The 25,845-nt window shown below is 71.0% G+C and carries 24 protein-coding genes; 15 read left to right on the forward strand and 9 right to left on the reverse strand.

Annotated features, from left to right (window positions below):
• Positions 1 to 8: 8 nt before the first annotated feature.
• Positions 9 to 413, reverse strand: coding sequence for a peptide-methionine (R)-S-oxide reductase MsrB (msrB, locus tag AYL44_RS01635; RefSeq protein ID WP_064001523.1), 405 nt, complete (start codon positions 411 to 413; stop codon positions 9 to 11).
• Positions 414 to 500: 87 nt separating this feature from the next.
• Here msrB and AYL44_RS01640 point away from each other — a divergent pair, with 87 nt between their 5' ends.
• From AYL44_RS01640 to AYL44_RS01650, 3 genes are all read left to right on the forward strand, one after another.
• On the forward strand, positions 501 to 761 hold the full coding sequence (locus AYL44_RS01640) for a DUF3263 domain-containing protein (protein WP_064001524.1): 261 nt from the start codon (positions 501 to 503) through the stop codon (positions 759 to 761).
• A 9-nt stretch (positions 762 to 770) separates the two neighbouring features.
• Entirely contained in the window at positions 771 to 1,403 is a 633-nt protein-coding gene (locus tag AYL44_RS01645; protein ID WP_064001525.1) for a LytR C-terminal domain-containing protein, read from the forward strand.
• Positions 1,404 to 1,546: 143 nt separating this feature from the next.
• Positions 1,547 to 1,750 carry a cold-shock protein gene (locus AYL44_RS01650; RefSeq protein WP_064001526.1) on the forward strand — a complete coding sequence of 68 codons (204 nt, stop codon included), beginning with the start codon at positions 1,547 to 1,549 and terminating at the stop codon, positions 1,748 to 1,750.
• 10 nt (positions 1,751 to 1,760) lie between these two features.
• Here the strand turns inward: AYL44_RS01650 and AYL44_RS01655 are convergent, their stop codons facing one another.
• Positions 1,761 to 2,135, reverse strand: coding sequence for a DUF4303 domain-containing protein (locus AYL44_RS01655; protein ID WP_082886118.1), 375 nt, complete (start codon positions 2,133 to 2,135; stop codon positions 1,761 to 1,763).
• A gap of 236 nt (positions 2,136 to 2,371) precedes the next feature.
• Between AYL44_RS01655 and groL the strand changes: the two genes are divergently transcribed.
• Complete coding sequence (gene groL / locus AYL44_RS01660; protein WP_064001528.1) at positions 2,372 to 3,991, forward strand: chaperonin GroEL; 1,620 nt, start codon at positions 2,372 to 2,374, stop codon at positions 3,989 to 3,991.
• Positions 3,992 to 4,208: 217 nt separating this feature from the next.
• On the forward strand, positions 4,209 to 4,403 hold the full coding sequence (locus tag AYL44_RS01665) for a hypothetical protein (protein WP_064001529.1): 195 nt from the start codon (positions 4,209 to 4,211) through the stop codon (positions 4,401 to 4,403).
• A gap of 70 nt (positions 4,404 to 4,473) precedes the next feature.
• Here the strand turns inward: AYL44_RS01665 and AYL44_RS01670 are convergent, their stop codons facing one another.
• From AYL44_RS01670 to AYL44_RS01680, 3 genes are all read right to left on the reverse strand, one after another.
• The gene (locus tag AYL44_RS01670) at positions 4,474 to 4,761 is read right to left on the reverse strand and encodes a WXG100 family type VII secretion target (protein WP_064001530.1); all 288 of its coding nucleotides are present in this window, start codon (positions 4,759 to 4,761) and stop codon (positions 4,474 to 4,476) included.
• Positions 4,762 to 4,873: 112 nt separating this feature from the next.
• The gene (locus AYL44_RS01675; protein WP_064001531.1) at positions 4,874 to 6,493 is read right to left on the reverse strand and encodes a sensor histidine kinase; all 1,620 of its coding nucleotides are present in this window, start codon (positions 6,491 to 6,493) and stop codon (positions 4,874 to 4,876) included.
• Between the two features lie 115 nt (positions 6,494 to 6,608).
• Positions 6,609 to 7,301, reverse strand: coding sequence for a response regulator transcription factor (locus AYL44_RS01680; RefSeq protein ID WP_036311868.1), 693 nt, complete (start codon positions 7,299 to 7,301; stop codon positions 6,609 to 6,611).
• A gap of 99 nt (positions 7,302 to 7,400) precedes the next feature.
• Between AYL44_RS01680 and AYL44_RS01685 the strand changes: the two genes are divergently transcribed.
• Positions 7,401 to 8,798, forward strand: a complete 1,398-nt coding sequence (locus AYL44_RS01685; protein ID WP_064001532.1) for a CPBP family intramembrane glutamic endopeptidase — start codon at positions 7,401 to 7,403, stop codon at positions 8,796 to 8,798.
• Between the two features lie 19 nt (positions 8,799 to 8,817).
• Here AYL44_RS01685 and AYL44_RS01690 read toward each other — a convergent pair whose 3' ends face one another.
• The 3 genes from AYL44_RS01690 to AYL44_RS01700 form a co-directional block, all read right to left on the reverse strand.
• Complete coding sequence (locus AYL44_RS01690; protein WP_064001533.1) at positions 8,818 to 10,461, reverse strand: DNA repair helicase XPB; 1,644 nt, start codon at positions 10,459 to 10,461, stop codon at positions 8,818 to 8,820.
• A 120-nt stretch (positions 10,462 to 10,581) separates the two neighbouring features.
• Entirely contained in the window at positions 10,582 to 12,288 is a 1,707-nt protein-coding gene (locus tag AYL44_RS01695; protein ID WP_064001534.1) for a helicase-associated domain-containing protein, read from the reverse strand.
• 1 nt (position 12,289) lies between these two features.
• Positions 12,290 to 12,568 (reverse strand): hypothetical protein, encoded by a 279-nt coding sequence (locus AYL44_RS01700; RefSeq protein WP_064001535.1) that lies wholly within the window; start codon positions 12,566 to 12,568, stop codon positions 12,290 to 12,292.
• A 106-nt stretch (positions 12,569 to 12,674) separates the two neighbouring features.
• Between AYL44_RS01700 and AYL44_RS01705 the strand changes: the two genes are divergently transcribed.
• Positions 12,675 to 13,058 (forward strand): cold-shock protein, encoded by a 384-nt coding sequence (locus tag AYL44_RS01705; protein WP_064001536.1) that lies wholly within the window; start codon positions 12,675 to 12,677, stop codon positions 13,056 to 13,058.
• Positions 13,042 to 13,791, forward strand: coding sequence for a DUF3027 domain-containing protein (locus AYL44_RS01710; protein ID WP_231872692.1), 750 nt, complete (start codon positions 13,042 to 13,044; stop codon positions 13,789 to 13,791). The genes AYL44_RS01705 and AYL44_RS01710 overlap by 17 nt, the downstream gene beginning before the upstream one ends.
• Before the next feature lie 72 nt (positions 13,792 to 13,863).
• On the opposite strand, the gene serC is transcribed toward AYL44_RS01710, so the two are convergent.
• Positions 13,864 to 14,982 (reverse strand): phosphoserine transaminase, encoded by a 1,119-nt coding sequence (serC, locus tag AYL44_RS01715; protein WP_064001537.1) that lies wholly within the window; start codon positions 14,980 to 14,982, stop codon positions 13,864 to 13,866.
• 108 nt (positions 14,983 to 15,090) lie between these two features.
• Here serC and AYL44_RS01720 point away from each other — a divergent pair, with 108 nt between their 5' ends.
• From AYL44_RS01720 to AYL44_RS01750, 7 genes are all read left to right on the forward strand, one after another.
• On the forward strand, positions 15,091 to 15,795 hold the full coding sequence (locus AYL44_RS01720) for a metal-dependent transcriptional regulator (protein WP_064001538.1): 705 nt from the start codon (positions 15,091 to 15,093) through the stop codon (positions 15,793 to 15,795).
• Between the two features lie 220 nt (positions 15,796 to 16,015).
• Positions 16,016 to 16,897 carry a M23 family metallopeptidase gene (locus AYL44_RS01725; RefSeq protein ID WP_064001539.1) on the forward strand — a complete coding sequence of 294 codons (882 nt, stop codon included), beginning with the start codon at positions 16,016 to 16,018 and terminating at the stop codon, positions 16,895 to 16,897.
• A 305-nt stretch (positions 16,898 to 17,202) separates the two neighbouring features.
• Positions 17,203 to 17,700 (forward strand): HNH endonuclease, encoded by a 498-nt coding sequence (locus AYL44_RS01730; RefSeq protein WP_064001540.1) that lies wholly within the window; start codon positions 17,203 to 17,205, stop codon positions 17,698 to 17,700.
• A 78-nt stretch (positions 17,701 to 17,778) separates the two neighbouring features.
• A complete protein-coding gene (locus tag AYL44_RS01735) occupies positions 17,779 to 19,824 on the forward strand; it encodes a heavy metal translocating P-type ATPase (RefSeq protein WP_064001541.1) in 2,046 nt (681 codons plus the stop codon).
• A 99-nt stretch (positions 19,825 to 19,923) separates the two neighbouring features.
• The gene (locus AYL44_RS01740; protein ID WP_064002422.1) at positions 19,924 to 20,610 is read left to right on the forward strand and encodes a hypothetical protein; all 687 of its coding nucleotides are present in this window, start codon (positions 19,924 to 19,926) and stop codon (positions 20,608 to 20,610) included.
• The gene (locus AYL44_RS01745; RefSeq protein WP_064001542.1) at positions 20,610 to 22,193 is read left to right on the forward strand and encodes a DNA polymerase Y family protein; all 1,584 of its coding nucleotides are present in this window, start codon (positions 20,610 to 20,612) and stop codon (positions 22,191 to 22,193) included. Before AYL44_RS01740 ends, AYL44_RS01745 begins: the two co-directional genes overlap by 1 nt.
• Positions 22,193 to 25,828 carry an error-prone DNA polymerase gene (locus tag AYL44_RS01750; protein ID WP_064001543.1) on the forward strand — a complete coding sequence of 1,212 codons (3,636 nt, stop codon included), beginning with the start codon at positions 22,193 to 22,195 and terminating at the stop codon, positions 25,826 to 25,828. The genes AYL44_RS01745 and AYL44_RS01750 overlap by 1 nt, the downstream gene beginning before the upstream one ends.
• Positions 25,829 to 25,845: the final 17 nt, after the last annotated feature.

The raw sequence follows: 25,845 nt of genomic DNA on the forward strand, positions 1-25,845 counted from the left end.
CCCGGAGGTCAGTCGTTCTTCGGGGTGAACGACAGCGACAGCGAGTTCATGCAGTAACGGTCGCCCGTGGGGGTGCCGAAACCGTCGGGGAACACGTGCCCCAGGTGCGAGCCGCAGTTCGCGCAGCGCACCTCGGTGCGCACCATGCCGTGGCTGCGGTCCTCGATGAGCTCGACGGCCTCCGGGCGGACCGACTCGTAGAAGCTCGGCCAGCCGCAGTGCGAGTCGAACTTGGTGCCGCTCTGGAACAGCTCTGCGCCGCACGCGGCACAGGTGTACAGGCCGGCGCGGTCCTCATCGAGGAGTTCGCCCGTCCACGCGCGCTCCGTCCCGGCCTGCCGCAGGACGGCGTACTGCTCGGGAGTCAGCTCCTCCCGCCACTGCTCGTCGGTCTTCTCCACGCGATAGCTCATGTGTTCTTCCTTCCCTCGACATATTCAACCGGACGAACCGCCCCGATGTTCCGGGGTGTCGGAGGATCTCGGTCGTAACGTGGGGGAGTGCCCCTCTCCGATCGCGACCGCGCCGTCCTCGATTTCGAGGCGCGCTGGCACGGGCACTCCGGGGCGAAGGAGGAGGCGCTGCGCGCCGAGCTCTCGCTGACCCCTGCGCGCTACTACCAGCTGCTGGGGCGGATCCTCGAATCAGCGGATGCCGTCGCCTACGATCCGGTCCTCGTGCACCGTCTGCGGCGGCTGCAGACTGCGCAGGAGCGGGAGCGGCGCACCCGCTCCAGGGTGCTCCCGGCATCCGCCCGGTAGCATTCTCGGGTGCCGTCTCCGACCTCCCCGCCCGAGCCAGAGCAGCCCACCGCCGCGGACCCGTCCGAGACCGCGGCGCGCTCCGCAGTGAAGGATCGCTTCGACGACCTCCCGGCCCGTCCGGCTCGGATCGGGGCGCACCGCGCCGAGACCCCGCGGCTGCGCGTCGGCGTCATCGTGCTGTGGTCTGTGGTGGCCACCGTCGCCATCGTCGCGGCGGGGGTGCTCAGCACCCTGTTCGCGACCGGTCGTCTGGACTTCAGTGCCCGTTCGGCGCCCGGTTCGTCGTCGCAGGTGGTCGCTCCGCAGGTGGACACGTCGTACGAGGTGCTCGTGCTGAACGCGACCCCCGACGCCGCGCTGGGTGACGCCGTCCGCCAGGACGTGATCGCCGCCGGGTGGGCGGAGGCGGACGTCCAGGAGAGCAACGCCAGCTCCGACGACTTCCCGACCACGACCGTCTATTACGGCTCGACCGCCGATGAGGCTGCGGCCCGCGGTCTGGCGGATGCGATCGGCGGCGCCGAGGTCTCCCTCGACGACACGTATCAGGTCGTCGCGCCGCCCGAGACGGCGAGCGCCGGCGGTGATCCGCGATCGCAGCTCGTGGTGATCGTCGGGCTCGATTTCGGCTCGGAGTGAGCCCGTCCGCGGCGACTCGGCCGTCGCGTGTTTCGCCGCCGTAAACACTTCGGTTCGGGAGTGTCAACAAAGCCGGGAACCGCCGGATCCGGCACGGGGCCGTGGCTAGCATTTCGGGTGTCCCACAGCTTCAGGAGATGCGCATGACCCAGGGAACCGTCAAGTGGTTCAACGCCGAGAAGGGCTTCGGCTTCATCACGCTCGGCGACGGACAGGATGTCTTCGTCCACTACTCGAACATCGAGATGTCGGGGTTCCGCGTGCTCGAAGAGGGTCAGGCCGTCGAGTTCACCGTCGGAACCGGGCAGAAGGGCCCGCAGGCCGAATCCGTCCGCGTCGTCGCCTGACGCCGGTCGGTCAGCCCGCGTAGCGGGCGAGGAACGGCCCGCTCAGCTCGGGCGGGTTGAGTTCCGCGTCGTCGTCGGCCTCGTCGATGGCCCGCGCGACGGCGTCGAAGTGCTCCCACCCGACCAGTTCATCCCGCCACTCGGCGGTGTCCCAGCGGAGGTAAGCCTCGTAGCCGGGCTCCGAGAGATCGCCGTTCTCGGCGGCATCGGATCGACGGGCACGGAGATGCTCGAGCGTGGTGAGGCAGAGACCGGGGCTCATGCCGCCGTCGTCGGTCGTCAGAGCGACGGCGTACAGGTGCTCGCCGTCGAGGGTGGCGACGGCGTCGTCGAACGCGGCGAGAGTCGCCTCGCGCACCAGTGCACGGATGGCGGGGCGGCTCATCCGGGGACCTTTGCGGACGTCGTCATCCATTCCTCCGTGCGGTGAGGAGGCCGTCGCCGCGGTGCTCGCCGCGGCGTGTGCCACGGTAGCGCGAGCCGGTGTCGCGCGGCTTGCACTCCCTAGGGTCGAGTGCCAGAATGATTTAGCACTCACTCATCCTGAGTGCCAGAACTATCCCGCTCCCAGTCCCTGGGGGCACGGTACTGAACCTCACGTCCGGGAGGGACGACACACTTATGGCAAAGATCATCGCTTTCGACGAGGAGGCCCGCCGCGGCCTCGAGCGCGGCCTCAACACCCTGGCCGACGCCGTCAAGGTGACCCTCGGCCCCCGTGGCCGCAACGTCGTGCTCGAGAAGAAGTGGGGCGCTCCCACGATCACGAACGACGGCGTGTCGATCGCCAAGGAGATCGAGCTCGACGACCCGTACGAGAAGATCGGCGCGGAGCTCGTCAAGGAGGTCGCGAAGAAGACCGACGACGTCGCCGGTGACGGTACGACGACCGCCACGGTCCTCGCTCAGGCGCTCGTGCGCGAGGGTCTGCGCAACGTCGCGGCCGGTGCCGACCCGATCTCCCTCAAGAAGGGCATCGAGAAGGCCGTCAAGGCTCTCTCCGACGAGCTGCTCGCCGGCGCGAAGGAGATCGAGACCAAGGACCAGATCGCGGCGACGGCATCCATCTCGGCTGCCGACCCCGAGATCGGTGCCCTGATCGCCGAGGCCATCGACAAGGTGGGCAAGGAAGGTGTCGTCACCGTCGAGGAGTCCAACACCTTCGGCACCGAGCTCGAGCTCACCGAGGGTATGCGCTTCGACAAGGGCTACATCAACCCCTACTTCGTCACCGACGCCGAGCGTCAGGAAGCGGTCTTCGAGGACCCCTACATCCTGATCGCGAACCAGAAGATCTCGAACATCAAGGACCTTCTGCCCGTCGTCGACAAGGTGATCCAGGACGGCAAGGAGCTCCTGATCATCGCCGAGGACGTCGAGGGTGAGGCTCTCGCGACCCTCGTGCTCAACAAGATCCGCGGCATCTTCAAGTCGGCTGCCGTCAAGGCCCCCGGCTTCGGCGACCGTCGCAAGGCTCAGCTGCAGGACATCGCGATCCTCACGGGTGGCCAGGTCATCACCGAGGAGGTCGGTCTCAAGCTCGAGAACGCCACCCTCGACCTGCTCGGCCGTGCGCGCAAGGTCATCATCACCAAGGACGAGACCACGATCGTCGAGGGTGCCGGTGACGCGTCGCAGATCGAGGGTCGCGTGACCCAGATCCGTCGCGAGATCGAGAACACCGACAGCGACTACGACCGCGAGAAGCTGCAGGAGCGCCTCGCCAAGCTCGCCGGTGGCGTCGCCGTCATCAAGGCGGGCGCGGCCACCGAGGTCGAGCTCAAGGAGCGCAAGCACCGCATCGAGGACGCCGTCCGCAACGCGAAGGCGGCCGTCGAGGAGGGCATCGTCCCCGGTGGTGGCGTCGCGCTGATCCAGGCCGGCGAGAAGGCGTTCGCGAGCCTCGAGCTCGAGGGCGACGAGGCGACCGGCGCGAACATCGTCAAGGTGGCCATCCAGGCTCCCCTGAAGCAGATCGCGCTGAACGCCGGTCTCGAGCCCGGTGTCGTGTCGAACAAGGTCGCCGAGCTCCCCGCGGGCCAGGGCCTCAACGCCGCCACGGGCGAGTACGTCGACATGTTCGCCGCGGGCATCATCGACCCGGCCAAGGTCACGCGCTCGGCGCTGCAGAACGCCGCGTCGATCGCCGGTCTGTTCCTGACCACGGAGGCCGTCGTCGCCGACAAGCCCGAGAAGGCTCCGGCGCCGGCAGGCGACCCGACCGGCGGCATGGACTTCTGATCCACCGCTGAACGGCTCACGAAGGGCCCCTCCTCCGGGAGGGGCCCTTCGTCGTCCGGCTACGGCCCAGGCTTCCGCAGAGTCTCGTGCAGAAGTCAAGGGAGCATCCTTCTCAGTCGAAGCGGACGAGTCTGGGTCCAGGCGTCGAGCACGCAGCAGTGGTGGTCGTCATCGCGCAGCGTCGCACGGGCCGTCACGTCGATTCGAGGAGGTTCCCATGACAGACCACGATGACTCCGCCGCCCACGCCGACGACGCGCCCCCGCGGAACGGTTCGGACAGCGACGGGACCGAGAAGCCCGGAGGTCTCGGCAAGGACGGCACCATCCCCGCCGATCCGGACGGCGTCGCCGCCGGGCACAGCGACACCGCGTCCCACTTCAACGCGGAGGAAGACGAGGACGCGTCCTGACGGGCGGGAGACGTCTCGTCAGCACGAAGGGCCCCTCCTCCGGGAGGGGCCCTTCGTCGTCCGCCGACGGTCAGCGGAACATGCCGGCCGCGGCCATCTCGGTCTGCGCGTACTGCTGACCGACCGCGCCGAGCGCCGTGCTGATGTCGGCGAGCGCGGCATCCAGTTCGCGTTGCGCTGCGCGCCAGCGCTCGACGACGGATTGGAAGGCGACCGACGCGCTCCCGGTCCACGACCCCTGCAGCTGGGTCAGGTGCCCGAGCATCGCGGTGGTCTCGGACTGGACACGGTCGCCCGTGGCACGGATCGTGCTGGTGGCGGCGAGGACGGCGTCACTGTCGACGGTGAAGGTGGACATCACGGTTCCTTTCGATCGGATGCCGCCACGCTAGGAGCGGGGCAGGAGCGATCCGCGAGCAGGCCGCGGCCCTGGGGACGCCGGCGAAGGACGTGTGCCTGGGGAGGAGGTGTCAGGCATCCTGTCGCGGGGCGCGCGGCAGCGGCTGGGTCGCGAGATCGAGTGCGGCGCCGGCCGTCGCCCGGTCGACCGCGAGCGGCAGCCACACCGTGAACGTCGCGCCGCCGCCGGGGGTGTCGGTCACCTCGATCGTGCCCTGCAGGGTCGCCACGATCGACGCGACGATCGACAGTCCGAGCCCCGACCCGCCGGTCTCGCGGGTGCGCGAGGAGTCCGCGCGCCAGAAGCGCTGGAAGATCTTGGCGCGGATCTGCTCCGGGATGCCCTCACCGTGATCGGCGACCGCGATCCAGCCGCGCGCGGTCTCGAGGTCCGCGCCGACGGAGAGCTCGATCGGCGAGCCCTCGGGGGTGTAGCGGCGCGCGTTGCCGAGGAGGTTCGCCACGACCTGCCGGATGCGGTTCTCGTCGCCGAGCACGATCGGCGCCGGGGTGGCGGGGACGACGGGCACGACGATCGGCGACGTCTCCAGTGCGGGGGGCGGGGCATCCGCTCGGCCCCGCCGGCGCAGCAGTCGTCCGGCGCCGGCGATCGGTCCGCCGCGGCGCTTGGGCGATGCCGGGTCGGGCTCGGTGAGCATGGCGAGGGGGATCGCCGAGCTCGGCGCCTGCCCGGTGAAGGTGACCTCGCGATCGGGCGCCGCCGCGCGGGCGTCGAGGGCGGCGTCGCGGGCGATGGGCCGGAGGTCGACCGGGACCACGGCGATGTCGCGCTGCTCGTCGAGACGCGCGAGGGCGAGGAGGTCCTCCACGAGGGCCCCCATCCGGATCGCCTCCTTCTCAATGCGTTCCATGGCCTGCGCCGTCTGCTCCGGGTTCTGGATGGCGCCCATCCGATAGAGCTCGGCGTATCCGCGGACGGTCACGAGCGGGGTCCGCAGTTCGTGGCTCGCATCGCCGATGAAGCGCCGCATCCGCTCAACCGTGGAGTCCCGCTCGCCGAGGGCCTCGTCGATGCGGTCGAGCATGACGTTTATCGCGGTCTTCAGGCGCCCGACCTCGGTGCCGGGAGCGATGTCGCTCATGCGCTGACTGAAGTCGCCCTTCGCGATCGTCATGGCGGTCGATTCGACCTGCCCGAGACCGCGGAACGCGAGGGTGACGAGGCCGCGGGTGAGGACCGCGCTGCAGAGGATCGTGAAGAGGGCGAGCGCCGTGTAGATGCCGATGTAGTTGGCGACGGTGCGGTTGACGTCGTTCAGGGGCAGCGCCACCAGCTGCGTGTAGTAGTCCCGGGAGCCGGGGATCGGCAGGGTGTCGACGCTGGCGCGGTAGCGGACGGTGCCGTCGGCCGAGGCGAGGTCGAAGGGCGCCGTCCCGTTGAGGACGGTCTGATCGAGGGAGAACGTCGAGGGGAACTGCGGCGGGGAGAGCGAGGAGTCACCGCCCGCGACGGCGAGGAGGCGCCCGTCGCCCTTGCCGCTGTAGACGGCGACGGAGAAGTCGGTCGGCGCCGCCGCGATCGGGGTGAAGGTCGCCTCGCCGTCGTCGAGGTCGACGTTCATGAGGTTGCTTGCGATGTCGGTCGTGACCGTCTGGGTGAGCGACTGGTCGACCGCGTTCAGCTGCGCGTTGCGCAGGAAGATCATGGTGCCGACGCCGGCGCCGATCATGCCGAAGGCGAGGACGCTGACGGTGACGCCGGTGACCTTCGCGCGCAGGCTGAGGCCGCGCCACCATCGGGTGACGCGGTCCTGCTTCTCGGTCGGGCCCAGGGGGCGCCTCCGTTCAGGCGGTGCGGTCGGCCTTCAGCATGTATCCGAAGCCGCGTTTGGTCTGGATGAGCGGCTCGGAGGAGTGCGGGTCGATCTTGCGGCGCAGGTAGGAGATGTAGCTCTCGACGATGCCGGCGTCGCCGTTGAAGTCGTACTCCCACACGTGGTCGAGGATCTGCGCCTTGCTCAGCACCCGGTTCGGGTTGAGCATCAGGTAGCGCAGCAGCTTGAACTCGGTGGGGGACAGGTCGATCGAGACGTCGCCGACCTGGACGTCGTGCGTGTCCTGGTCCATCGTGATCTCGCCGGCCTTGATGATCGAGTCCTCGTCGGCCTGCATCGTGCGGCGCAGGATCGCCTGGATGCGGGCGACGATCTCGTCGAGGCTGAAGGGCTTGGTGACGTAGTCGTCGCCGCCGGAGTTGAGGCCCTCGATCTTGTCCTCGGTCGCATCCTTCGCGGTGAGGAAGAGGATGGGGGCGGTGTAGCCCGCGCCGCGGAGGCGCTTGGTGACGCTGAACCCGTTCATGTCGGGCAGCATGACGTCGAGGATGATGAGGTCGGGTTCTTCCTCGAGGACGGCCGAGATGGTCTGGGCGCCGTTCGCGACGGCGCGGACCTGGTATCCGGCGAACCGAAGACTCGTGACCAGCAGGTCCCGGATGTTCGGCTCGTCGTCGACGACGAGGATTCGCGCAGCGGTCATGAGCCCATACTGGCACCGGAATCCATCGGTTTGCTGGACATTCCGGCGTCGGGTCGCCTCAGGGTACGATCCCCGCCCGGCGTGGGACAGGATGGAACGGTGACTGTTCCGCAGCCCCGACCTCCCCAGCCCCTTCCCGCCGACGCGACCGGTTCCGGTCTCGCGTTCCACCGGCTCGTCTTCGCGCGACAGCGCCGCGGCTGGTGGGTGCCGCTCGTCACCGGCATCCTCGGTGTCGTCTTCTTCCTCGTCGGCTCGCTCCTGATCGGGCTGGTCTTCGGGATCCTCGTGTTCGCCGCGGACCCCGGCGCCGGTGCCGAGGTGATGCTGAGGCGGCTCACCGTCATGGACGTCACCGATCCGGTGGGGCTCGCGGTCATCCTCCTCTCGCTCGCCATCCTCTGGCCGTCGTACCTCTTCGCCTCGTGGATCGTCGCGGGCAAGCGGATCGGCCACATCTCGTCGGTCGCGGGTCGGCTGCGGTGGCGATGGATGCTGGTGTGCACCGGTGCCGCCGTCGTGGTCTACATCGTGGTGTCGGCGCTGACCTTCCTGATCCCCGTCGAGGAGGGCTCGAGCGGTGACCTGGTCGCGCCGCAGGACAACCCGTCGTTCGTCGCGTCGCTCCTGGTCGTGCTGCTGCTCGTCCCGTTCCAGGCGACCGCCGAGGAATACGTCTTCCGCGGCTACCTCATGCAGACGGTCGGGCGCTGGCTGCGGCATCCTGCCTGGGCGATCCTCCTGCCCGTGCCGCTGTTCGTCCTCGGGCACGTGTACGACGTGCTGGGGCAGACGAGCGTGGCCGCGTTCGCCATCGCGGCGGGCTGGCTGACCTGGCGGACCGGGGGACTCGAGGCGGCCATCGCGCTGCACGTGATCAACAACATCGTCGCGTTCGGGTTCTCGGTCTTCGGTCTCAGCGACGCGAACGCGACCGACACGACCGTGCTCGGCCTGGTGTCGTCACTCGTGATGATCGGCATCTACGTCGGGGTCGTGGAGTGGCTGTGGCGCCGCGGCGACGGTCGCCGCACGCTGCGTCTGACACCCGCACCCGAGCCCGTCTACGCTCCGCCGGTCTACGGGCAGCCGATCTACGGACAGCAGCCTGTGTACGGCCAGCCGCCGATGTATGGGCAGCAGCCGGTGTATGGCCAGCCGCCTGTGTACGGCCAGCCGCCGATGAATGGGCAGCAGCCGGTATACGGTCAGCCGCCGGTGTACGGGCAGCCGCCTGTGTACGGCCAGCCTCCCGTGTACGGGCGGCCGCCCCTCGTCCCCGAGCCGCAGCCGACGCCGCCGGCCGAGCCGTACTCCGGGCCGCCGCTCGAGCCTCACCAGGCTCCGCGATGGGGCGAGTACGCGCCCGCCCCCGCCCCTGACTCCGCGCCGAGCCCGGACCCGACGCCGACCGCCTCGGACGGGGGCTCGTCGTCGGACACCAGCGGCCCGTCGGGCGACGGCGGGGCATCCGGGTCGTCCTCGTCGTCGGACTGACGCCGAACCTCCGCGTCGCTCAGGCGGCGCGGAGGTCGTCGGCGTCGAGGATCGTGTAGCTGTAGCCCTGCTCGGCGAGGAACCGCTGGCGGTTCTGCGCGAAGTCCTGGTCGACGGTGTCGCGGGCGATGAGCGTGTAGAAGCTCGCCTTGTGCCCGTTCGTCTTCGGACGCAGGAGGCGCCCGAGGCGCTGCGCCTCCTCCTGGCGCGACCCGAACGAACCCGACACCTGGATCGCGACCGAGGCATCCGGCAGGTCGATCGAGAAGTTCGCGACCTTTGAGACCACGAGCACCGGGATGCGGGCGTGCCGGAACGCGTCGAACAGCTCTTCGCGCTCGTCGACGGGCGTCGAGCCGGTGATCTTCGGAGCGCCGAGCTCCTCCGAGAGCACGTCGATCTGGTCGAGGTACTGCCCGATGACGAGGATCTGCTCGCCCTGGTGCTTGGCGACGAGGTCGCGGACGACGTCGATCTTGGCGTGCGCGGTCGCCGCGAGGCGGTACCGCTCGTCGTCGGCGGAGGCCGCGTACTCGAGGCGATCGGATGCCGGCAGGTCGATGCGCACCTCGTAGCAGACCGCGGGCGAGATGAAGCCCTGCGCCTCGATCTCCTTCCACGGGGCGTCGAACCGCTTGGGCCCGATGAGGCTGAACACGTCGCCCTCGCGGCCGTCCTCGCGCACCAGTGTCGCGGTGAGGCCGAGTCGCCGCCGTGCCTGCAGGTCGGCGGTCAGCTTGAACACGGGGGCGGGAAGCAGGTGCACCTCGTCGTACACGATGAGACCCCAGTCGAGCGCGTCGAGGAGCGCGAGGTGGGCGTACTCGCCCTTCCGCTTCGCCGTCAGGATCTGGTACGTCGCGATCGTGACGGGCTTGACCTCCTTCGACTGGCCGGAGTACTCGCCGATCTCCTCGGGGGTGAGCGAGGTGCGCTTGAGCAGCTCGTCGCGCCACTGCCGGGCGCTGACGGTGTTCGTCACGAGGATGAGGGTCGTCGTCTTCGTGTCGGCCATCGCCGCGGCGCCGACGAGCGTCTTGCCCGCGCCGCAGGGGAGTACGACGACACCCGAGCCGCCCTCGCTGAAGATGTCGACGGCTTTGCGCTGGTAGGGGCGCAGGGTCCAGCCGTCCTCGTGCAGCTCGATCTCGTGCGGGGTGCCCGGGGTGAAGCCGGCGTGGTCCTCGGCCGGCCAGCCGATCTTCAGCAGTTCCTGCTTGATCTGACCGCGGGCCCACGCGTCGATGACGTAGGTGTCGGGCGTCGGGTGGGCGATGAGGAGCGGTTGGATGCGGCGGTTGCGCGCGATCTCGGCGAGCACCGCCTTGTCGGTCGAGCGCAGGATGAGGGTGCCCTCGTCGTCGCGCTCGATGACCAGGCGCCCGTAGCGGCCGACCGTCTCGCGGATGTCGATGGAGACCGACGGCGGCACGGGGAACTTCGCCCACCGCTCGAGGGTCGCCAGCATGTCCTCGGCGTCGTGGCCTGCGGCGCGGGCGTTCCACAGGCCCAGCCGCGTCACGCGGTAGGTGTGGATGTGCTCGGGGGCGCGTTCGAGCTCGGCGAAGATCGCGAGTTCGTGCCGCGCGTTCTCCGCGTCGGGATGCGCCACTTCGAGCAGCACGGTGCGGTCGCTCTGGACGATGAGGGGGCCGTCAGCCATAACGGACGAGTCTACCGGCCCCGCCGGTCGCCCCGGCCCGACCGGCCACAGTGCGTCGAGGCGTCGCAGATGGTCGCGGTGTCGGCGCCGAAACGACCATGTGCGACGCTTCGGGACCGGTCAGGCCGGGCGCACGCTCACGATGCTCGACAGCGGGAGGGTGCGTTCGACGTCGGCGGCGCGGTCGCGGCCGCGCAGCCGTCCGCCGCCGAGACCCGCCGCCTCGAGCGTCACGTCGCGCGAGGAACCGTCCGGCATGCGCACCGTGATCTCGATCGTCGCGCGGGTGCGGACGGCCTGGTCGAGCTCGCGTTCGAGCCAGGCGGCATCCGCGTCGTCCGACAGACTCGCCCGGAGCGTCTCGATGAGGGTGCGGTACCGCTCGGATGCCGGGGGTTCGGGTGCGGCGTCCTCGACCGCCTCGTGCCGGCCGAGCGCGCGCGGCGCGCCGTCGGCGTCCACGGCGAGCACGGGATAGCGAGCGTCCGCGAGCATCCAGTAGGTCGTCTCGGGGCTCGTGCGTGTGACGAGGTCGTCGCCGTCGAGCACGAGTCCGAGCGGACGCAGCGCCTGGTCCACGTTGATCGCCTCGAGGAGGTCCGGATCGCCCGAGACCCGCGTGTACCCCTGCCAGTCCGGTCCGACGCGCAGACGGCCGTACCGCGCGGCGGCGCGCTCGATCTCGTAGGCCAGCGGCTGCGGCACGCCCGTGAGCGACAGGTCGGTGAGGAAGGCGGTGAGGGATGCCGCGGTCTCGCCGGCGGCGAAGGCGGCGCCGATGGTCTCGGCCGTGAACCGGTACGTCGCCGCCTGCGCACGCGATTCGCGCCGCGCCGTCGTCCGCAGGCGCTGGTCGAGTCGGGGCTCGAGCGGACCAGGGGCGATCGCCGTCAGGTCGTTCTGGAGGTAGACCTTGTCGACCTCGTGGGGGAGGAGGGAGCGCAGGGTGCTGGCGTCGGCATCCGCTCCGGCAGCGAGTCCCGCCGCCCAGGTGGGCGGCGTGCCGTCGGGGGCGGTCATGGCCCACTGCGTGAGCATGGCGGCGAGGTGGCTGACGCGATCGGGCCACGCCGGGTCGAACGGATGAGCACCGGGCCACTCGGCGGCGGGTCGCCATCCGCCGTCGGGCGTGCGGAGCGCGCGGGGGAGTCGGTCGCGCAGACGCTGGGCGACGTCGAGCCAGCGCTCGAGGGTGCGCGTTCCGAGCCACCGCGTCCCCGCGTCGGAGACCGTCCAGGTCCGCTCCGAGCCCGACAGCAGTCCCGCGTGCGCCGCGATCGCGACGAGGGTGTCGGCATCCTCCGACGTGTGCGCGGCTCCGATTTCGACGAGGCGGCGGCGGTCGCCGGCGCTGAGCGCCCCCGAACCGATGCGTCCGAGCGGGCTGCGCGAGGCGGCGTGCAGGATGTCGGCGAGCGAGGCGACGGCGTCGAAGGCGCGCTCGGCACTCGCGGCATCCGATTCCGCTCCGCCGTCGAAGACCGTCGGGGCGGTGACGGGGGTCGCCGAGCCGAGCGCCGTCGCGACCGCCTCATAGGGGCGTCCGGCGTCGTCGACGAGCGCGCGGCCCACCAGGCCGTCCCGGACGGCGGGGGAGACAGCCACGCCGTTTCGCACGGCCGCGCGCAGGGCGGCGGCGTCGACGTCGGACACCTCCGCCAGTGCACGGGTCAGCTGCGCGGGATCGAGCAGGGCGTCAGCGGCGTCGAAGAAGTCGGTCCAGGAGGTGCGGGGGGAGACGTGGCGGGCGTCGAAGAGGGCGGCGAGGGCGTCCGGATCGAGTGTCGCGAGGCGGGTCGCGAGAGCACGAGCGTCGGATGCGGTCACGTCAACGACCCTTGTTGGCCCGTCCCCGTCGCACGAAGGTCATGATCAGCAGGGTCAGCAGCAGCGCGAAGGCGATCGGCGGCGCGATATAGACGATCAGCGTCACGACAGGCCAGAACCCGGTCGCGAAGTCGGCCTGCTCGAGGCCGCCCGGGCCGGAGGCGATGATGATCGAGAAGAAGCAGACGACCGAGAGCACCAGCAGCCCGAGGGACATGAACGCCAGGATGCGGTCGATGCGACGGACGGGAAGATCGCCGGCCGAGGGCGGAGTGCTCATCCGATCAGAGTAGCGGCTCGCCGGGGTGCCGTAGTCTGGTCGTGGGGCTGAGACGGTCCCACTTTTCCATGCCCGCACGCGGGCTCGAGCAGCGAGGTTTCGACACATGCCCACCGGCAAGGTCAGGTTCTACGACGAGGCGAAGGGGTTCGGCTTCATCACCGACGACGACGGTCAGGACGTCTTCCTGCACGCGACGGCGCTCCCCGCCGGGACCACCACGATGAAGCCCGGCACGCGCCTGGAGTTCGGCGTCGCCGACGGCCGCCGCGGCCTGCAGGCGCTCGCGGTCCGTGTGCTCGACGCACCCGTGAGCCTCAGCAAGCGCAACCGTCCGAAGGCCGACGACATGGCCGTCATCGTCGAGGACCTCGTGAAGCTCCTGGACGGCATCGGCGGCGACCTGCGTCATGGCCGCTACCCGAGCACGTCGCACGGCAAGAAGGTCGCGGCGATCCTGCGCAAGGTTGCCGATGACCTCGATGCCTGAGCAGCCTTCAGAGGCGGAGCTGCCCGCGGAGGCGGAGCAGCCCGCAGCGGCGGAGCAGCCCGCCGAGGTCGAGCAGTCTGACGCGGCGGAGCCTGCGGCGGTCGAGGAGCCGGAGTCCGCTCCGGACGAGCCGATCGTCGTCGACGAGCGGCTGTTCCACGCGCACGACCTCGCGCGCGCAGCGCTGCGCGAGGTGACTCCGGAGTCGACGATCGGCGAGGCCGCCGGTTACGTCGTCGAGGACGGCGGGGTCGTCTCGCTGCGGTTCGCCAACCGCATGGACGGCTATCCCGGGTGGTTCTGGACCGTCAGCGTGGCGGTCGTCGAGGGCGCCGAGCCGACCGTGCTCGAAGTCGAGCTGCTTCCCGGCGACGGCGCGCTGCTCGCTCCCGAGTGGCTGCCGTGGGCCGAACGTCTGGCCGAGTACCAGGCGGCCCAGGCCGCGGCGGGCGAGGACGACGAGTCCGAGGACGACGAGGACGACGACGCCTCCGATGAGGACGAGGACGACGCGGAGGACGCCGACGACCTCGATGCGGCCGACTTCGACAGCGACGGGTCGCCGATCCTGCACGCCGGAGACGTCGACGGCGTCGACATCGACGAGCTCGACGACACCGCCGCCGATGCCGAGCAGACGGCCGACGACGCTGAGCCGGATGATGACGACGAGTCGGTCGACGAGGGCGACGACGAGGACGACGAGTCGCGGGAGTCGCTGCGCGAGTACTGACGCGCGGCATCCACTGTCAGACGACGGCGGCCCCGGGGAATCGCTCCTCGGGGCCGCCGTCGTACAACCGGGTCAGTCGGCGAGGTGCTCGACCGTGTAGTCGATCGCCTGGATGAGCGTCCGCACATCGGACGGCTCGATCGAGACGAAGGTCGCGACGCGCAGCTGGTTGCGGCCGAGCTTGCGGTACGGCTCGGTGTCGACGATGCCGTTGGCGCGCAGGCTCTTCGCGATCGCGGCGGCATCCACCGACTCGTCGAAGTCGATCGTGACGACGACGGGGGAGCGGTCCGCGGGGTTCTGGACGAACGGGGTCGCGAAGGATGCCGCATCCGCCCACTCGTACAGCGCACCCGACGACTCCGCCGTGCGGGCGCCCGCCCACGCGAGACCGCCGTTCCCGTTGATCCACTGCAGCTGCGTGTCCAGGAGCTGCAGGGTCGCGATCGCGGGGGTGTTGAGGGTCTGCTGCAGACGCGAGTTGTCGAGCGCGTTCTTCAGGCTCAGGAACTCCGGGATGTACCGACCGGATGCCGCGACCCGCTCGATCCGCTCGATGGCGGCCGGCGACACCGCGGCGTACCAGAGGCCGCCGTCGGAGCCGAGGTTCTTCTGCGGCGCGAAGTAGTAGACGTCGGTCTCGGTGACGTCGAAGTCGATGCCGCCGGCGGCGCTCGTCGCGTCGACGACCGTCAGGGCGCCGTCGTCGCCGTGCACGCGGGTGATCGCGGTTGCGACACCCGTCGACGTCTCGTTGTGCGGCCAGGCGTAGACGTCGACACCCTCGACCGCCTCGGGGGCGACGCACGTGCCGGGCTCGGCCTTGCGCACGTCGGGCGCCTCGAGCCAGGGGGCGGCCGCCGCGGCGGCGAACTTGCCGCCGAACTCGCCGAACACGAGGTTTTGCGCGCGCTTCTCGATGAGGCCGAACGCCGCGGCGTCCCAGAACGCGGTCGAGCCGCCGTTGCCGAGAATGATCTCGTAGCCGTCGGGAAGGCGGAGGAGCTCGGCGAGGCCGGAGCGCGTGCGGCCGACGAGGTCCTTCACGGGGGCCTGGCGGTGCGACGTCCCGAACAGCGACGCACCCTGCGTGACGAGCGCCTCGAGCTGCTCGGCTCGGACCTTGGACGGGCCGCAGCCGAAGCGTCCGTCGACGGGCAGGAACTCGGGGGGCAGGGTCACAGTCGCCATGCCGAGAAGTCTAGGGCGCGGGCATCGGCGGCCTCGGTCGCGTGACGCCCAGTGACCGGATGCCGGATAGGCTGGAAACGCACTGTCTCCCGCGCGAAAAGGCCACTGATGACCGACCTCATCGACACCACCGAGATGTATCTGCGCACCATCCTCGAGCTCGAGGAGGAGGGCATCACGCCGCTCCGCGCACGCATCTCGGAGCGCCTCGGGCACTCGGGTCCGACGGTGTCGCAGACGATCGGGCGCATGGAACGCGATGGTCTCGTCGTCGTGTCGGAGGACCGCAAGCTCGAGCTCACCGACCCGGGGCGCCAGAAGGCCGTCGACGTCATGCGCAAGCACCGCCTCGCCGAGCGGCTGCTCTCGGACGTCATCGGTCTCGACTGGGCCTACGTCCACGAAGAGGCGTGCCGCTGGGAGCACGTCATGAGCGAGCTCGTCGAGCGTCGCCTCATCGAGCTGCTCGATCACCCGACCGAGTCCCCGTACGGCAACCCGATCCCGGGACTCGACCAGCTGGGCGACGTCCCGGCGAACGCATTCGACAGCGGTGTCGTGGGTCTGGTCCGCCGACTGACGGATGCCGGTGGCCCGATCACCGGCAGCGTGCGGCGTTTGGCGGAGCCGATCCAGGTCGATCCCGAACTGCTCGCGCAGCTGCGCGACGCGGGTGTCGTCCCCGGACGCACGGGCGCCTTCCGCTTCAACGAGGGGTACGTCCTCGTCGAGATGGACGGTGTCGACGAGGCCCTCGAGCTGCCCGTCGAGGTCGCCTCCCACATCTTCCTCGTGGACGTCCGCGAGATCTGAGCCGTCGTCACCGGCCCTCGGTTCGGGGGCGGGAGCGTGACATATTCGTTACCTTCGGGTAGCCTCGGAGAGTCCATCGGCGAGAAGCCCGCCACGGACCGCTCCGCGAGTTGCCTCTCCGGCTCGTCATTCGCGAAGTGCCCCGTACATCTGTGCCCGACACTGAGTGCCGACGAGCCAGCATCCTGCCAGCAGGGATGCGGAGGCGCCGGAGGACAGCTTGGCTGAAGAGTTCCACCCGTCGAACGAGATTTCTGAGGCGTCGACGGCCCCCCGCAAAGGTCGTCTGAGCCGCCGCGTCGCTGCGAAAGCGCCCGCGACCCGTTCGACCGCCACCCGCCCGCATCCCGTCCGCAGCTTCGTCACCGTCGCCGCCGTCGCCGGGATGGTCGCAACGGTGGCCATCCCCGCTTTCGCGGCGGCCGACCGCGGCGACGTCGCCGAGGCGCGTACGCTGCAGCAGGTCTCCGCCGACGACGCGCAGTCGCTCGTCGTCGCCTCGGAGGGCAGCCCCGAGACGCTCGAGCGCGGCGGGTACTCCGCCACGACGCCCGAGGAGATCGCGGCCGCCAAGGCGAAGAAGGCGGCCGAAGAGGCTGCCAAGGCGGCTCTCGCCGCGCGCCTCGCGGCAGCAAGCGCCGCGCGTTCGAGCTCCAACTCGAGCTCATCGTCGTCGAGCTTCTCGTCGTCGGTGCCGCTCGTCGCGCCGGGATCGGGTACCGTCCGTCGCCCGCTCGCGCACTTCAACAACTTCGGCCGTCCGTACGCCGGTCACAAGGGAACCGACTACATGGTCGGTCGCGGTGAGCCGATCTACGCGGTCGCCGACGGCACCGTGGTCGCCTCGTCCGAGTCCGGACCGGGGTGGGGTGTGTACGTGAAGATCGCCCACAACATCGGCGGCACGAGCGTCACCTCGCTCTACGCGCACATGGACTGGGGCACGCGTCGCGTCTCGGTCGGTGAGAAGGTCTCGGCCGGGCAGCTGATCGGTCAGGTCGGCGACACCGGCCGCGCCAACGGCACCCACCTGCACCTCGAGATCCGCGTGAACGGCGGATACACGAACGCCGAGTCCTGGCTGCAGGCCAACGCGGGCTGACGACACACGGCATCCGTTCGTCTGCTGTTCGCCCTCGGGCATCCCTGGGTGTATTACCCTGACCCCGACGCTCGTTCGAGCCGAGGGGAGCCGCATGGACATCCAACCCCGCATTCGCAACCGGAATGCGCTAGGTCGGCATGTGCTGCGGCATCGTGTGCACGATTGCCACGACGTCGGTCGTGCGATGAAGGCGCTGTCATCATGACAGCGCCTTTTTTCGTGCCCGCACCCCTCTCGACCCGTGCCGCGTCGACGCAACGGAAGGCCGCTGAAGCCGTCACGGCAGTTCGAGAGGACACCCCATGCGCACCCTGGTGCTGAACGCAGGTTACGAACCCCTGGCCGTCGTCTCCTTCAAACGAGCGCTCGTGCTCGTCATGACGGAGAAGGCCACCATCATCGAGCGCGTCGAGGAGGACCCCGTCTGGGGCACCCGTGACGTGTACGACCGCCCCGCCGTCATCGTGCTGACCCGCTACGTGCGGATCCCCGCCGGGCGTCGCGTGCCCGTCACGCGCCGCGGGGTGTTGCGGCGCGACGGCAACCGGTGCGCCTACTGCGGCAAGAGCGCGACGACGATCGACCACGTGCTGCCGCGGTCGCGCGGGGGAGCGGACTCGTGGGAGAACCTCGTCGCCGCGTGCCTGCGGTGCAACAACGTGAAGGGCGACCGGACGCCCCAGGAGATGCACTGGGAGCTGCGCTGGACGCCGTCGGCCCCGCGCGGCGCCGGCTGGCGCGTGCGGGGGACCGAGCGCACCGATCCCGCGTGGGAGCCGTACCTGGCGCTCGCCGCGTAGGCGGTTCGGCCGGAATACTCGTGGACGGCTCGCGTTGGGCCGTATATACCCCTATGGGGTATAAGCGAGAGGAGCGACATGCACGCGGAGCACGATATGCGCGCGGGCCACGATGTCCACTCCGGGCATCAGGGCCATGACATGCACGGCGGGCACGGTGACCACGTCGGGCAGTTCCGGCGGCTGTTCTGGATCAACCTCCTGATCGCGGTCCCGGTGGTTGCGGCCTCGCCGATGTTCGCGATGATCCTCGGGTACGAGGTGCCGGGGTGGATGCGGTGGGTCGCCCCCGTCCTCGGAACCGTGATGTTCGTGTGGGGCGGCCGGCCGTTCCTGACCGGCGCGGTCGCCGAGCTGCGACGCCGTTCGCCCGGCATGATGCTCCTCATCGCCCTCGCGATCACCGTGGCGTTCCTCGCGTCGTGGGGGGCGAGCCTCGGCATCCTGCACCACGAACTCGAGTTCTGGTGGGAGCTCGCGCTCCTCATCGTCATCATGCTGCTCGGGCACTGGATCGAGATGCGATCGATCGCGCAGACGAGCTCGGCGCTCGACTCGCTGGCCGCGCTCCTGCCCGACGAAGCGGAGCGCGTCGAGGGCGATGCGGTCGTGACCGTCGCGCCCGGCGAGCTGCGGGTCGGCGACGTGGTCGTCGTGCGGCCCGGCGGCAGCGTTCCCGCCGACGGTCGTGTGGTCGACGGGCGCGCCGAGATGGACGAGTCGATGATCACGGGCGAGTCCCGTCCCGTCGCGCGCGGCGCGGGCGACTCCGTCACCGCCGGCACTGTCGCGACTGACTCCGGACTGCGCGTCGAGGTCACGGCGACCGGGGACGACACGGCGCTGGCCGGCATCCGTCGCCTCGTCAGTGACGCGCAGAATTCGTCGTCGCGGGCGCAGCGCATCGCCGACCGCGCGGCGGCGCTGCTGTTCTGGTTCGCGCTCGGTGCCGCCGTCGTGACGGCGCTCGTCTGGACCCTGATCGGGATGCCGGACGAGGCCGTCGTGCGGACGATCACCGTCCTCGTCATCGCCTGCCCGCACGCGCTCGGTCTCGCGATCCCGCTCGTCGTGTCCATCGCGACCGAGCGCGCGGCCCGCGGCGGGGTGCTCGTGACCGACCGTCTCGCCCTCGAGGCGATGCGGACCGTCGACACGGTGCTGTTCGACAAGACCGGCACCCTCACGAAGGGCGAGCCGGTCGTCGCGGAGGTCGCGGCATCCGCTCGGGTGAACGAGGCCGACGAGGTGCTCGCGCTGGCCGCCGCGGCGGAGGCCGACAGCGAGCACCCGCTGGCGCGCGCGATCGTCCGCGCCGCGGCGGAGCGCGGGCTGAGCGTGCCGAGGGCGACGGGGTTCTCGTCGTCGCCCGCGGTGGGGGTCACGGCATCCGTTGAGGGTGCGTCGGTGCGGGTCGGCGGCCCGCGCCTGCTCGAGGAGATCGGGGCGAGCGAGGTGGATGCCGCCGAGGCGTGGTGCGCGGACGGGGCGATCATCCTGCACGTCGTCCGGGACGGCGCGGTCGTGGGCGGACTGAAGCTCGCGGACGAGGTGCGGCCCGAGTCGCGGGAGGCCGTCGACACGCTGCATCGGATGGGCGTGCAGGTGGTCATGATCACCGGCGACGCCGAGGCCGTCGCGCGGTCGGTCGGGGACGAGCTCGGGATCGACCGGGTGTTCGCGCAGGTGCGCCCCGAGGACAAGTCCGATGCGGTCGCCGCCCTGCAGGCGGAAGGGCGCACGGTCGCGATGGTCGGGGACGGGGTCAACGACGCACCGGCGCTGGCCCGCGCGGATGTCGGGATCGCGATCGGAGCGGGCACCGACGTCGCGATCGCCTCGGCGGGTGTCGTGCTGGCGGGATCCGATCCGCGCAGTGTCGTCTCGGTGATCGCGCTGTCGCGCCGGTCGTACCGCAAGATGCAGCAGAACCTGTGGTGGGCGGCCGGGTACAACCTGCTGTCGGTGCCGCTCGCGGCGGGCGTACTGGCACCGGTCGGGTTCGTGCTGCCGATGTCGGTCGGCGCGATCCTCATGTCGCTGTCCACGGTCGTCGTCGCGCTCAACGCGCAACTGCTGCGACGGATGGACCTGCGGCCGGAGGTCAGCGTCCGCGAGGTATGAGGCCGGGGTGGGAGCGATGTCGGAGGCCGAGCGTATCTTCGAACTCGACCGCTTGAGTCACTCGAACAAAGCTTCTACCATGTCGAGGTGAGATCCATCGTGCGCAACACCGCCACTGCCCAAGAGGTGCAGCGGCTGCGTGCGCAGATGGCAGAGATCCAGGGGCGCAAGCTCGATGCGCCGCCCCTTCCCACCCATCCTGCCCTGGCCGAGCTGCTGCCGGGCGGGGGACTGCGCCCCGGTTCGTCGTACGCGATCGGCGGATCGATGTCGCTGCTGTTCGGCCTGCTCGCGCAGCCGTCGCAGACCGGCAGCTGGTGCGGAGTCGTCGGGATGCCGGGGTTCGGCGCCGAGGCAGCCGAGAAAGCGGGGGTCGACCTCTCGCACCTCGTGCTGATCCCCGAGCCGGGGCCGCGCTGGCTCGCGGTGACGGCGACGATCGCCGACGTGCTGCCGGTCGTCGCAGTGCGACCGCCGAGCAGAGCGAAGGATGCCGAGATCTCGCGGCTCGCGGCCCGCATGCGCGAGCGCGGCGTGGTGCTGCTCGTGCAGGGTCCGTGGCCGCAGACCGAGGCGATGATCGACGTGACGGATGCGCGGTGGTCGGGCCTCGGCGACGGGTACGGCGTGCTCGAGGGGCGCGAACTGACCGTCACGGTGACGAGCCGCCGCTTTCCGGTGCCGCGGTCGTCGCGGATGCTGCTGCCCGCCCCCGACGGGGCGATCGCGGTGCGCGCGCAGCCCGTCGCTCCCGTGGTCGACCTGCCGATGCGGGCGGTGAGCTGATGGATCCCGCGCTCGTCGACACCGGCACCGAGCCGGTCCGCAGCCTCGTCGTGTGGGTGCCGGACTGGCCGGTCGTCGCGCTCGCCCGCGAGGGCCTCGCCGACGCCGCGCAGCCGATCGCCGTCTTCGCGAAGGGGACCGTCGCGGCGACGTCGCCCGCTGCGCGCGGCGACGGGGTGCGGCGGGGGATGCGGCGCCGCGACGCGCAGGCGCGGTGCCCGCAGCTGCAGGTCGTCGACGCCGACGAGGCGCGCGACCATCGCACGTTCGCGCCGCTCATCGCGCGGCTCGAGGAGATCGCCCCGGGTGTGCAGCTGCGCGAGCCGGGGCTGTGCGCGCTGCGGGTGAAGGGTCCGGCCCGCTTCTACGGCGGCGAGGCGGGCGCGGCGACCGCACTGACCGGCGCGCTCGCCGAGCTCGGCGTGCTCGACGTGCGGGCGGGGGTGGGCGACGGTCCGTTCACGGCGGAGCAGGCGGCGCGGGCGACCGGCGCCGACGCGCCGCTGCGGATCGTGCCGCCGGGCGGCGCGGCGGGGTTCCTGTCGCCGTTGCCGGTGACCGCGCTCGAGGACGAGGGCATCGCGAGCCTGTTCGCGCGTCTCGGCATCCACACCCTCGGTCAGCTCGCCGCGCTGCCGCCGCAGCGGCTCGTCGAACGGCTCGGTCCCCGTGGGGCGCGGTTGCATGCGCTCGCGTCGGGGCTCGATTCGCAGCCGGTGCAGCCGCGCACGCCGCCGCCCGAGCTCGAGCGCGAGGTGAGCTTCGAGCCGCCGCTCGAGATCGCCGACCAGGTCGCGTTCGGCATCCGGCTCGCCGCGGAGCAGTTCATCTCGGGGCTCGGCGCCGTCGACCTGGTCTGCACGGAGCTGCGGGTCGCGCTGACGGGCGACCGCGGCGACCACAGCGAGCGGGTGTGGCTGCATCCGGGGGCGTTCGATGCGGCGGCCGTCGTCGACCGGGTGCGCTGGCAGCTCGCCGAGCGGGGGCTCAAGAGCGCCGTCGCGAAGGTGCGGATCGCGCCCGAGAAGGTGGATGCGGCATCCCATCACGTGAAGGGGCTGTTCGGCTCGGGTCCCGAGGAGCGCGTGCACTCGGCGCTCTCGCGCGTGCAGGCGATGCTCGGGCACACCGGGGTGGTCACCCCGCAGGTCGGCGGTGGGCGCTGGCTCGCCGAGCGGCAGGTGCTCGTGCCGTGGGGGGACCGTGCCGTGATCGCCGAGCGGGCTCGGCCGTGGCCGGGGAGCCTGCCCGACCCGCTGCCGGCGACGGTGTTCCCCGAGCCGGTGCCGGTCGCCGTCATCGACCGCGACGACGACATGGTCGCCGTCGACGGCCGCGGCGAGCTGACGGCCGAACCGGTCGCACTCATCCTCCCCGGAGCGCCGGACGCGTCGGGGGCACGCAGGCCCCGGCATCCGCGTCGCATCGCGTCGTGGGCGGGACCGTGGCCCGTCATGGAGCGGGGGTGGGATGCCGCCCGCGCCCGTCGCGCGCACCGGTTCCAGATCGTCGACGAGGCGCAGACGGCCTGGCTGCTCGTGTGCGAAGAGGGTGTCTGGCACGCCGAGGGCAGGTACGACTGATGGGCTGGGGCAACAACCCGTCGGTCTCGTGGTCGGAGATGGAGCGGATCCTCAGCGACCGGCGCCGTCCCGAGGGTGCGCCGGCGGGCACCGACGGTGGCGACAGTCCGGCGTGGTCGCACAAGCGCGGCAAGTACCGTGCGCCCGAGATCGAGCGGCCGCGGAATGCCGTGCCGTACGCCGAGCTGCACGCGCACTCGTCGTTCTCGTTCCTCGACGGGGCGTCCTCACCCGAGGACCTCGTCGAAGAGGCGGAACGCCTCGGTCTGCACGCCCTCGCGATCACCGACCACGACGGGTTCTACGGCATCGTCCGCTTCGCCGAGGCGGCCGAGCACCTGCAGCTGCAGACCGTCTTCGGGGCCGAGCTGTCGCTGGGACTGCCCGGTCCGCAGAACGGCGAACCCGATCCGCACGGCACGCACCTGCTGGTGCTCGCGCGCGGCGAGGAGGGCTACCACCGACTCGCCGCCGCCATCACGCACGCGCAGCTGTCGGGGGGTGAGAAGGGGCGCCCGGTGTACGACCTGCACGACCTCGCCGACCGGGCGGGCGGGCACTGGCAGGTGTTGACCGGATGCCGCAAGGGCGCCGTCCGGCAGGCGCTCGCCGCCGACGGCCCGGCCGCCGCGGCGTACGAGCTCGACCGGCTCGTCGACCTGTTCGGGCCCGAGCGGGTCGACGTCGAGCTCATCGACCAGGGCGCGCCGACGGACTCGCGCGACAACGACGTGCTCGCCGCCATCGCCGCCGAGCGCGGGCTGCCGGTCGTCGCGACGAACAACGTGCACTACGCCGTGCCCGACAAGGTGCACCTCGCCGCGGCGGTTGCGGCGGTGCGGGCGAACCGCGGACTCGACGAGCTCGACGGCTGGCTGCCCTCGCATGCGAGCGCGCACCTGCGGTCGGGCGCCGAGATGGCGCGGCGGTTCCGGCGGTACCCGGGGGCTATCGAGCGCACCGTCGTGCTCGCCGACGAGCTCGCCTTCCCGCTGCGCCGCGCGAAGCCCGCACTCCCGAAGATGCAGGTCCCCGAGGGGCACACGCCGATGACGTGGCTGCGGCACCTCGTGTGGGAGGCGGTTCCCCGCAAGTACCCGGATGCCACCGACGCGAACCGCGCGCGCATCGAGAAGGAGCTCGGGGTCATCGAGCAGAAGGACTTCCCGGGCTACTTCCTCATCGTGCACGGCATCGTGCAAGAGGCGCGGCGCCGCGGCATCCTGTGTCAGGGACGGGGGTCCGCCGCGAACAGTGCCGTCTGCTACCTGCTCGACATCACGGCGATCGACTCGATCTTCTACGACCTGCCGTTCGAGCGGTTCCTGTCGGCGCTGCGCGACGAGGAGCCCGACATCGACGTCGACTTCGACTCGGACCGGCGCGAGGAGATCATCCAGTGGGTCTACGAGACGTACGGGCGCGAGCGGGCGGCGCAGGTCGCGAACGTCATCCAGTACCGGCCGAAGAACGCCGTCCGCGACATGGCGAAGGCGCTCGGGCACTCTCCGGGGCAGCAGGATGCCTGGTCGAAGCAGGTCGAGCGCTGGGGGGCGGTGCTCGACACCCCGCCCGACCACGACATCCCGGAGCGGGTGGTCGAGTATGCGGGTGAGCTGTTGAAAGCGCCGCGGCACCTCGGCATCCACTCCGGCGGCATGGTGCTGACCGATCGTCCGGTCGGCGAGGTCGTCCCGATCGAGCACGCGCGCATGGAGAACCGCACCGTCATCCAGTGGGACAAGGACGACGCCGCGTGGATGGGGCTCGTGAAGTTCGACCTGCTGGGGCTCGGGATGCTTGCCGCCTTGCAGTACTGCTTCGACATGATCGAGGTCGCGACGGGGGAGCAGTGGGACCTCGACTCCATGCCGAAGGAGGAGGCGGCGGTCTACGACATGCTGTGCCGGGCGGACTCGATCGGAGTGTTCCAGGTCGAGTCGCGTGCGCAGATGGGACTGCTGCCCCGCCTGCAGCCGCGGAAGTTCTACGACCTCGTGGTCGAGATCGCGCTCATCCGTCCGGGTCCGATCCAGGGTGGCGCGGTGCATCCGTTCGTGCGGCGCAAGCTCGGCGACGAGCCGATCACCTACGCGCACCCGAAGCTCAAGCCGGTGCTGGAGCGGACGCTCGGCATCCCGGTGTTCCAGGAGCAGCTCATGCAGATGGGCATGGCCGTCGGTGATCTGTCGGGGGAGGATGCCGACCTGCTGCGCCGCGCGATGGGGTCGAAGCGCGGGATCGAGCGGATCGACTCGCTGAAGAAGAAGCTGTACGAGGGGATGGCACGCAACGGCCTGACCGGCAAGGCCGCCGACGACATCTACGTGAAGATCCAGGCGTTCGCGAACTTCGGTTTCGCCGAGAGTCACTCGCTGTCGTTCGGGCTGCTCGTGTACGCGTCGTCGTGGCTGAAGCTGCACTATCCGGCGGCGTTCCTCGCCGCGTTGCTTCGCGCGCAGCCGATGGGCTTCTACTCGCCCGCGACCCTCACCGCCGACGCCCGCCGGCACGGGGTGGAGGTGCGCCGTCCGGACCTGCACGCGTCCGGGGTGGACGCGGGGCTCGAGCCAGTGGACGGGGGCGAGGCTGGGGCGGAGGTCGGCCTTGCCGCGGAGGTCGGCCGTGCCGAGGAGATCGGCCGTCGCGCGGGGATCGGCCTTGCCGCGGAGATCGGCCGTGCCGAGGACGTTTCGGGCGGGATTCCTCCTCGGGAGCGCAGATCTCCGCTGGAAGGTGGGGATGCGGAAGGGCGGGATGCCGAAGGGCGGGATGCCGGGGGTGCAAGGGCCGAAGGCGCCGGGGCGGATGCCGGGCACCGCCGCCCGCCGACAGGCCGGGACTCGTGCACCGACCGCATCCAGCCGCCGGTGCCGGAGTTCGACCGGTCGCTGCCGGACGAGTCCGCGGCGCATCGGCGGGACGGGAACTTCGCGGTGCGGCTGGGGCTCGCCTCGATCACGGGCATCGGCGTGCCGCTGGCGACGAAGATCGTGGCGGAACGCGAGGCATCCGGTCCGTACCGGGACCTGCGCGACCTCGTGCGTCGCACCGGCGCGACGGCGGCGCAGCTCGAGGCGCTCGCGACGGCGGGCGCGTTCGAGAGCCTCGGGATCACGCGCCGCGAGGGCATCTGGTTGGCGGGGGATGCCGCGCAGGACCGGCAGGAGTTCCTCGAGGGCTCGCTCGTCTCGGTGCAGCCGCCGCTGTTCCCCGACCAGTCGAGCTACGACGTGCTCGCCGCGGACCTGTGGGCGACGGGGGTGTCGGCCGACGACCACCCGCTGACGCACTACCGGTCGCAGCTCGACGCGCGCGGGGTGATCACCTCACGCGGCATGCGCGAGCACGAGGTCGGGCGGCGCATCGAGGTCGCGGGTCTGGTGACGCACCGTCAAAGGCCGGCGACGGCATCCGGCATCACGTTCCTGAACCTCGAGGATGAGCACGGCGTCATGAACGTGATCTGCTCGGTCGGGGTGTGGAACAGGTACCGCCGCATCCTGCGCGACAGTCCCGCCCTCATCGCGCGCGGCATGCTCGAGCGCTCACCTGAGGGCGTCACCAACCTCGTCGCCGACGCGTTCGAGGACCTGCGGGTCGGGGTGCAGCACCGGTCGCGGGACTTCCGGTGACCGGTGCCGCACCCCGC

This window comes from Microbacterium oleivorans (assembly GCF_001644225.1).
GTDB lineage: Bacteria > Actinomycetota > Actinomycetes > Actinomycetales > Microbacteriaceae > Microbacterium > Microbacterium gawkjiense.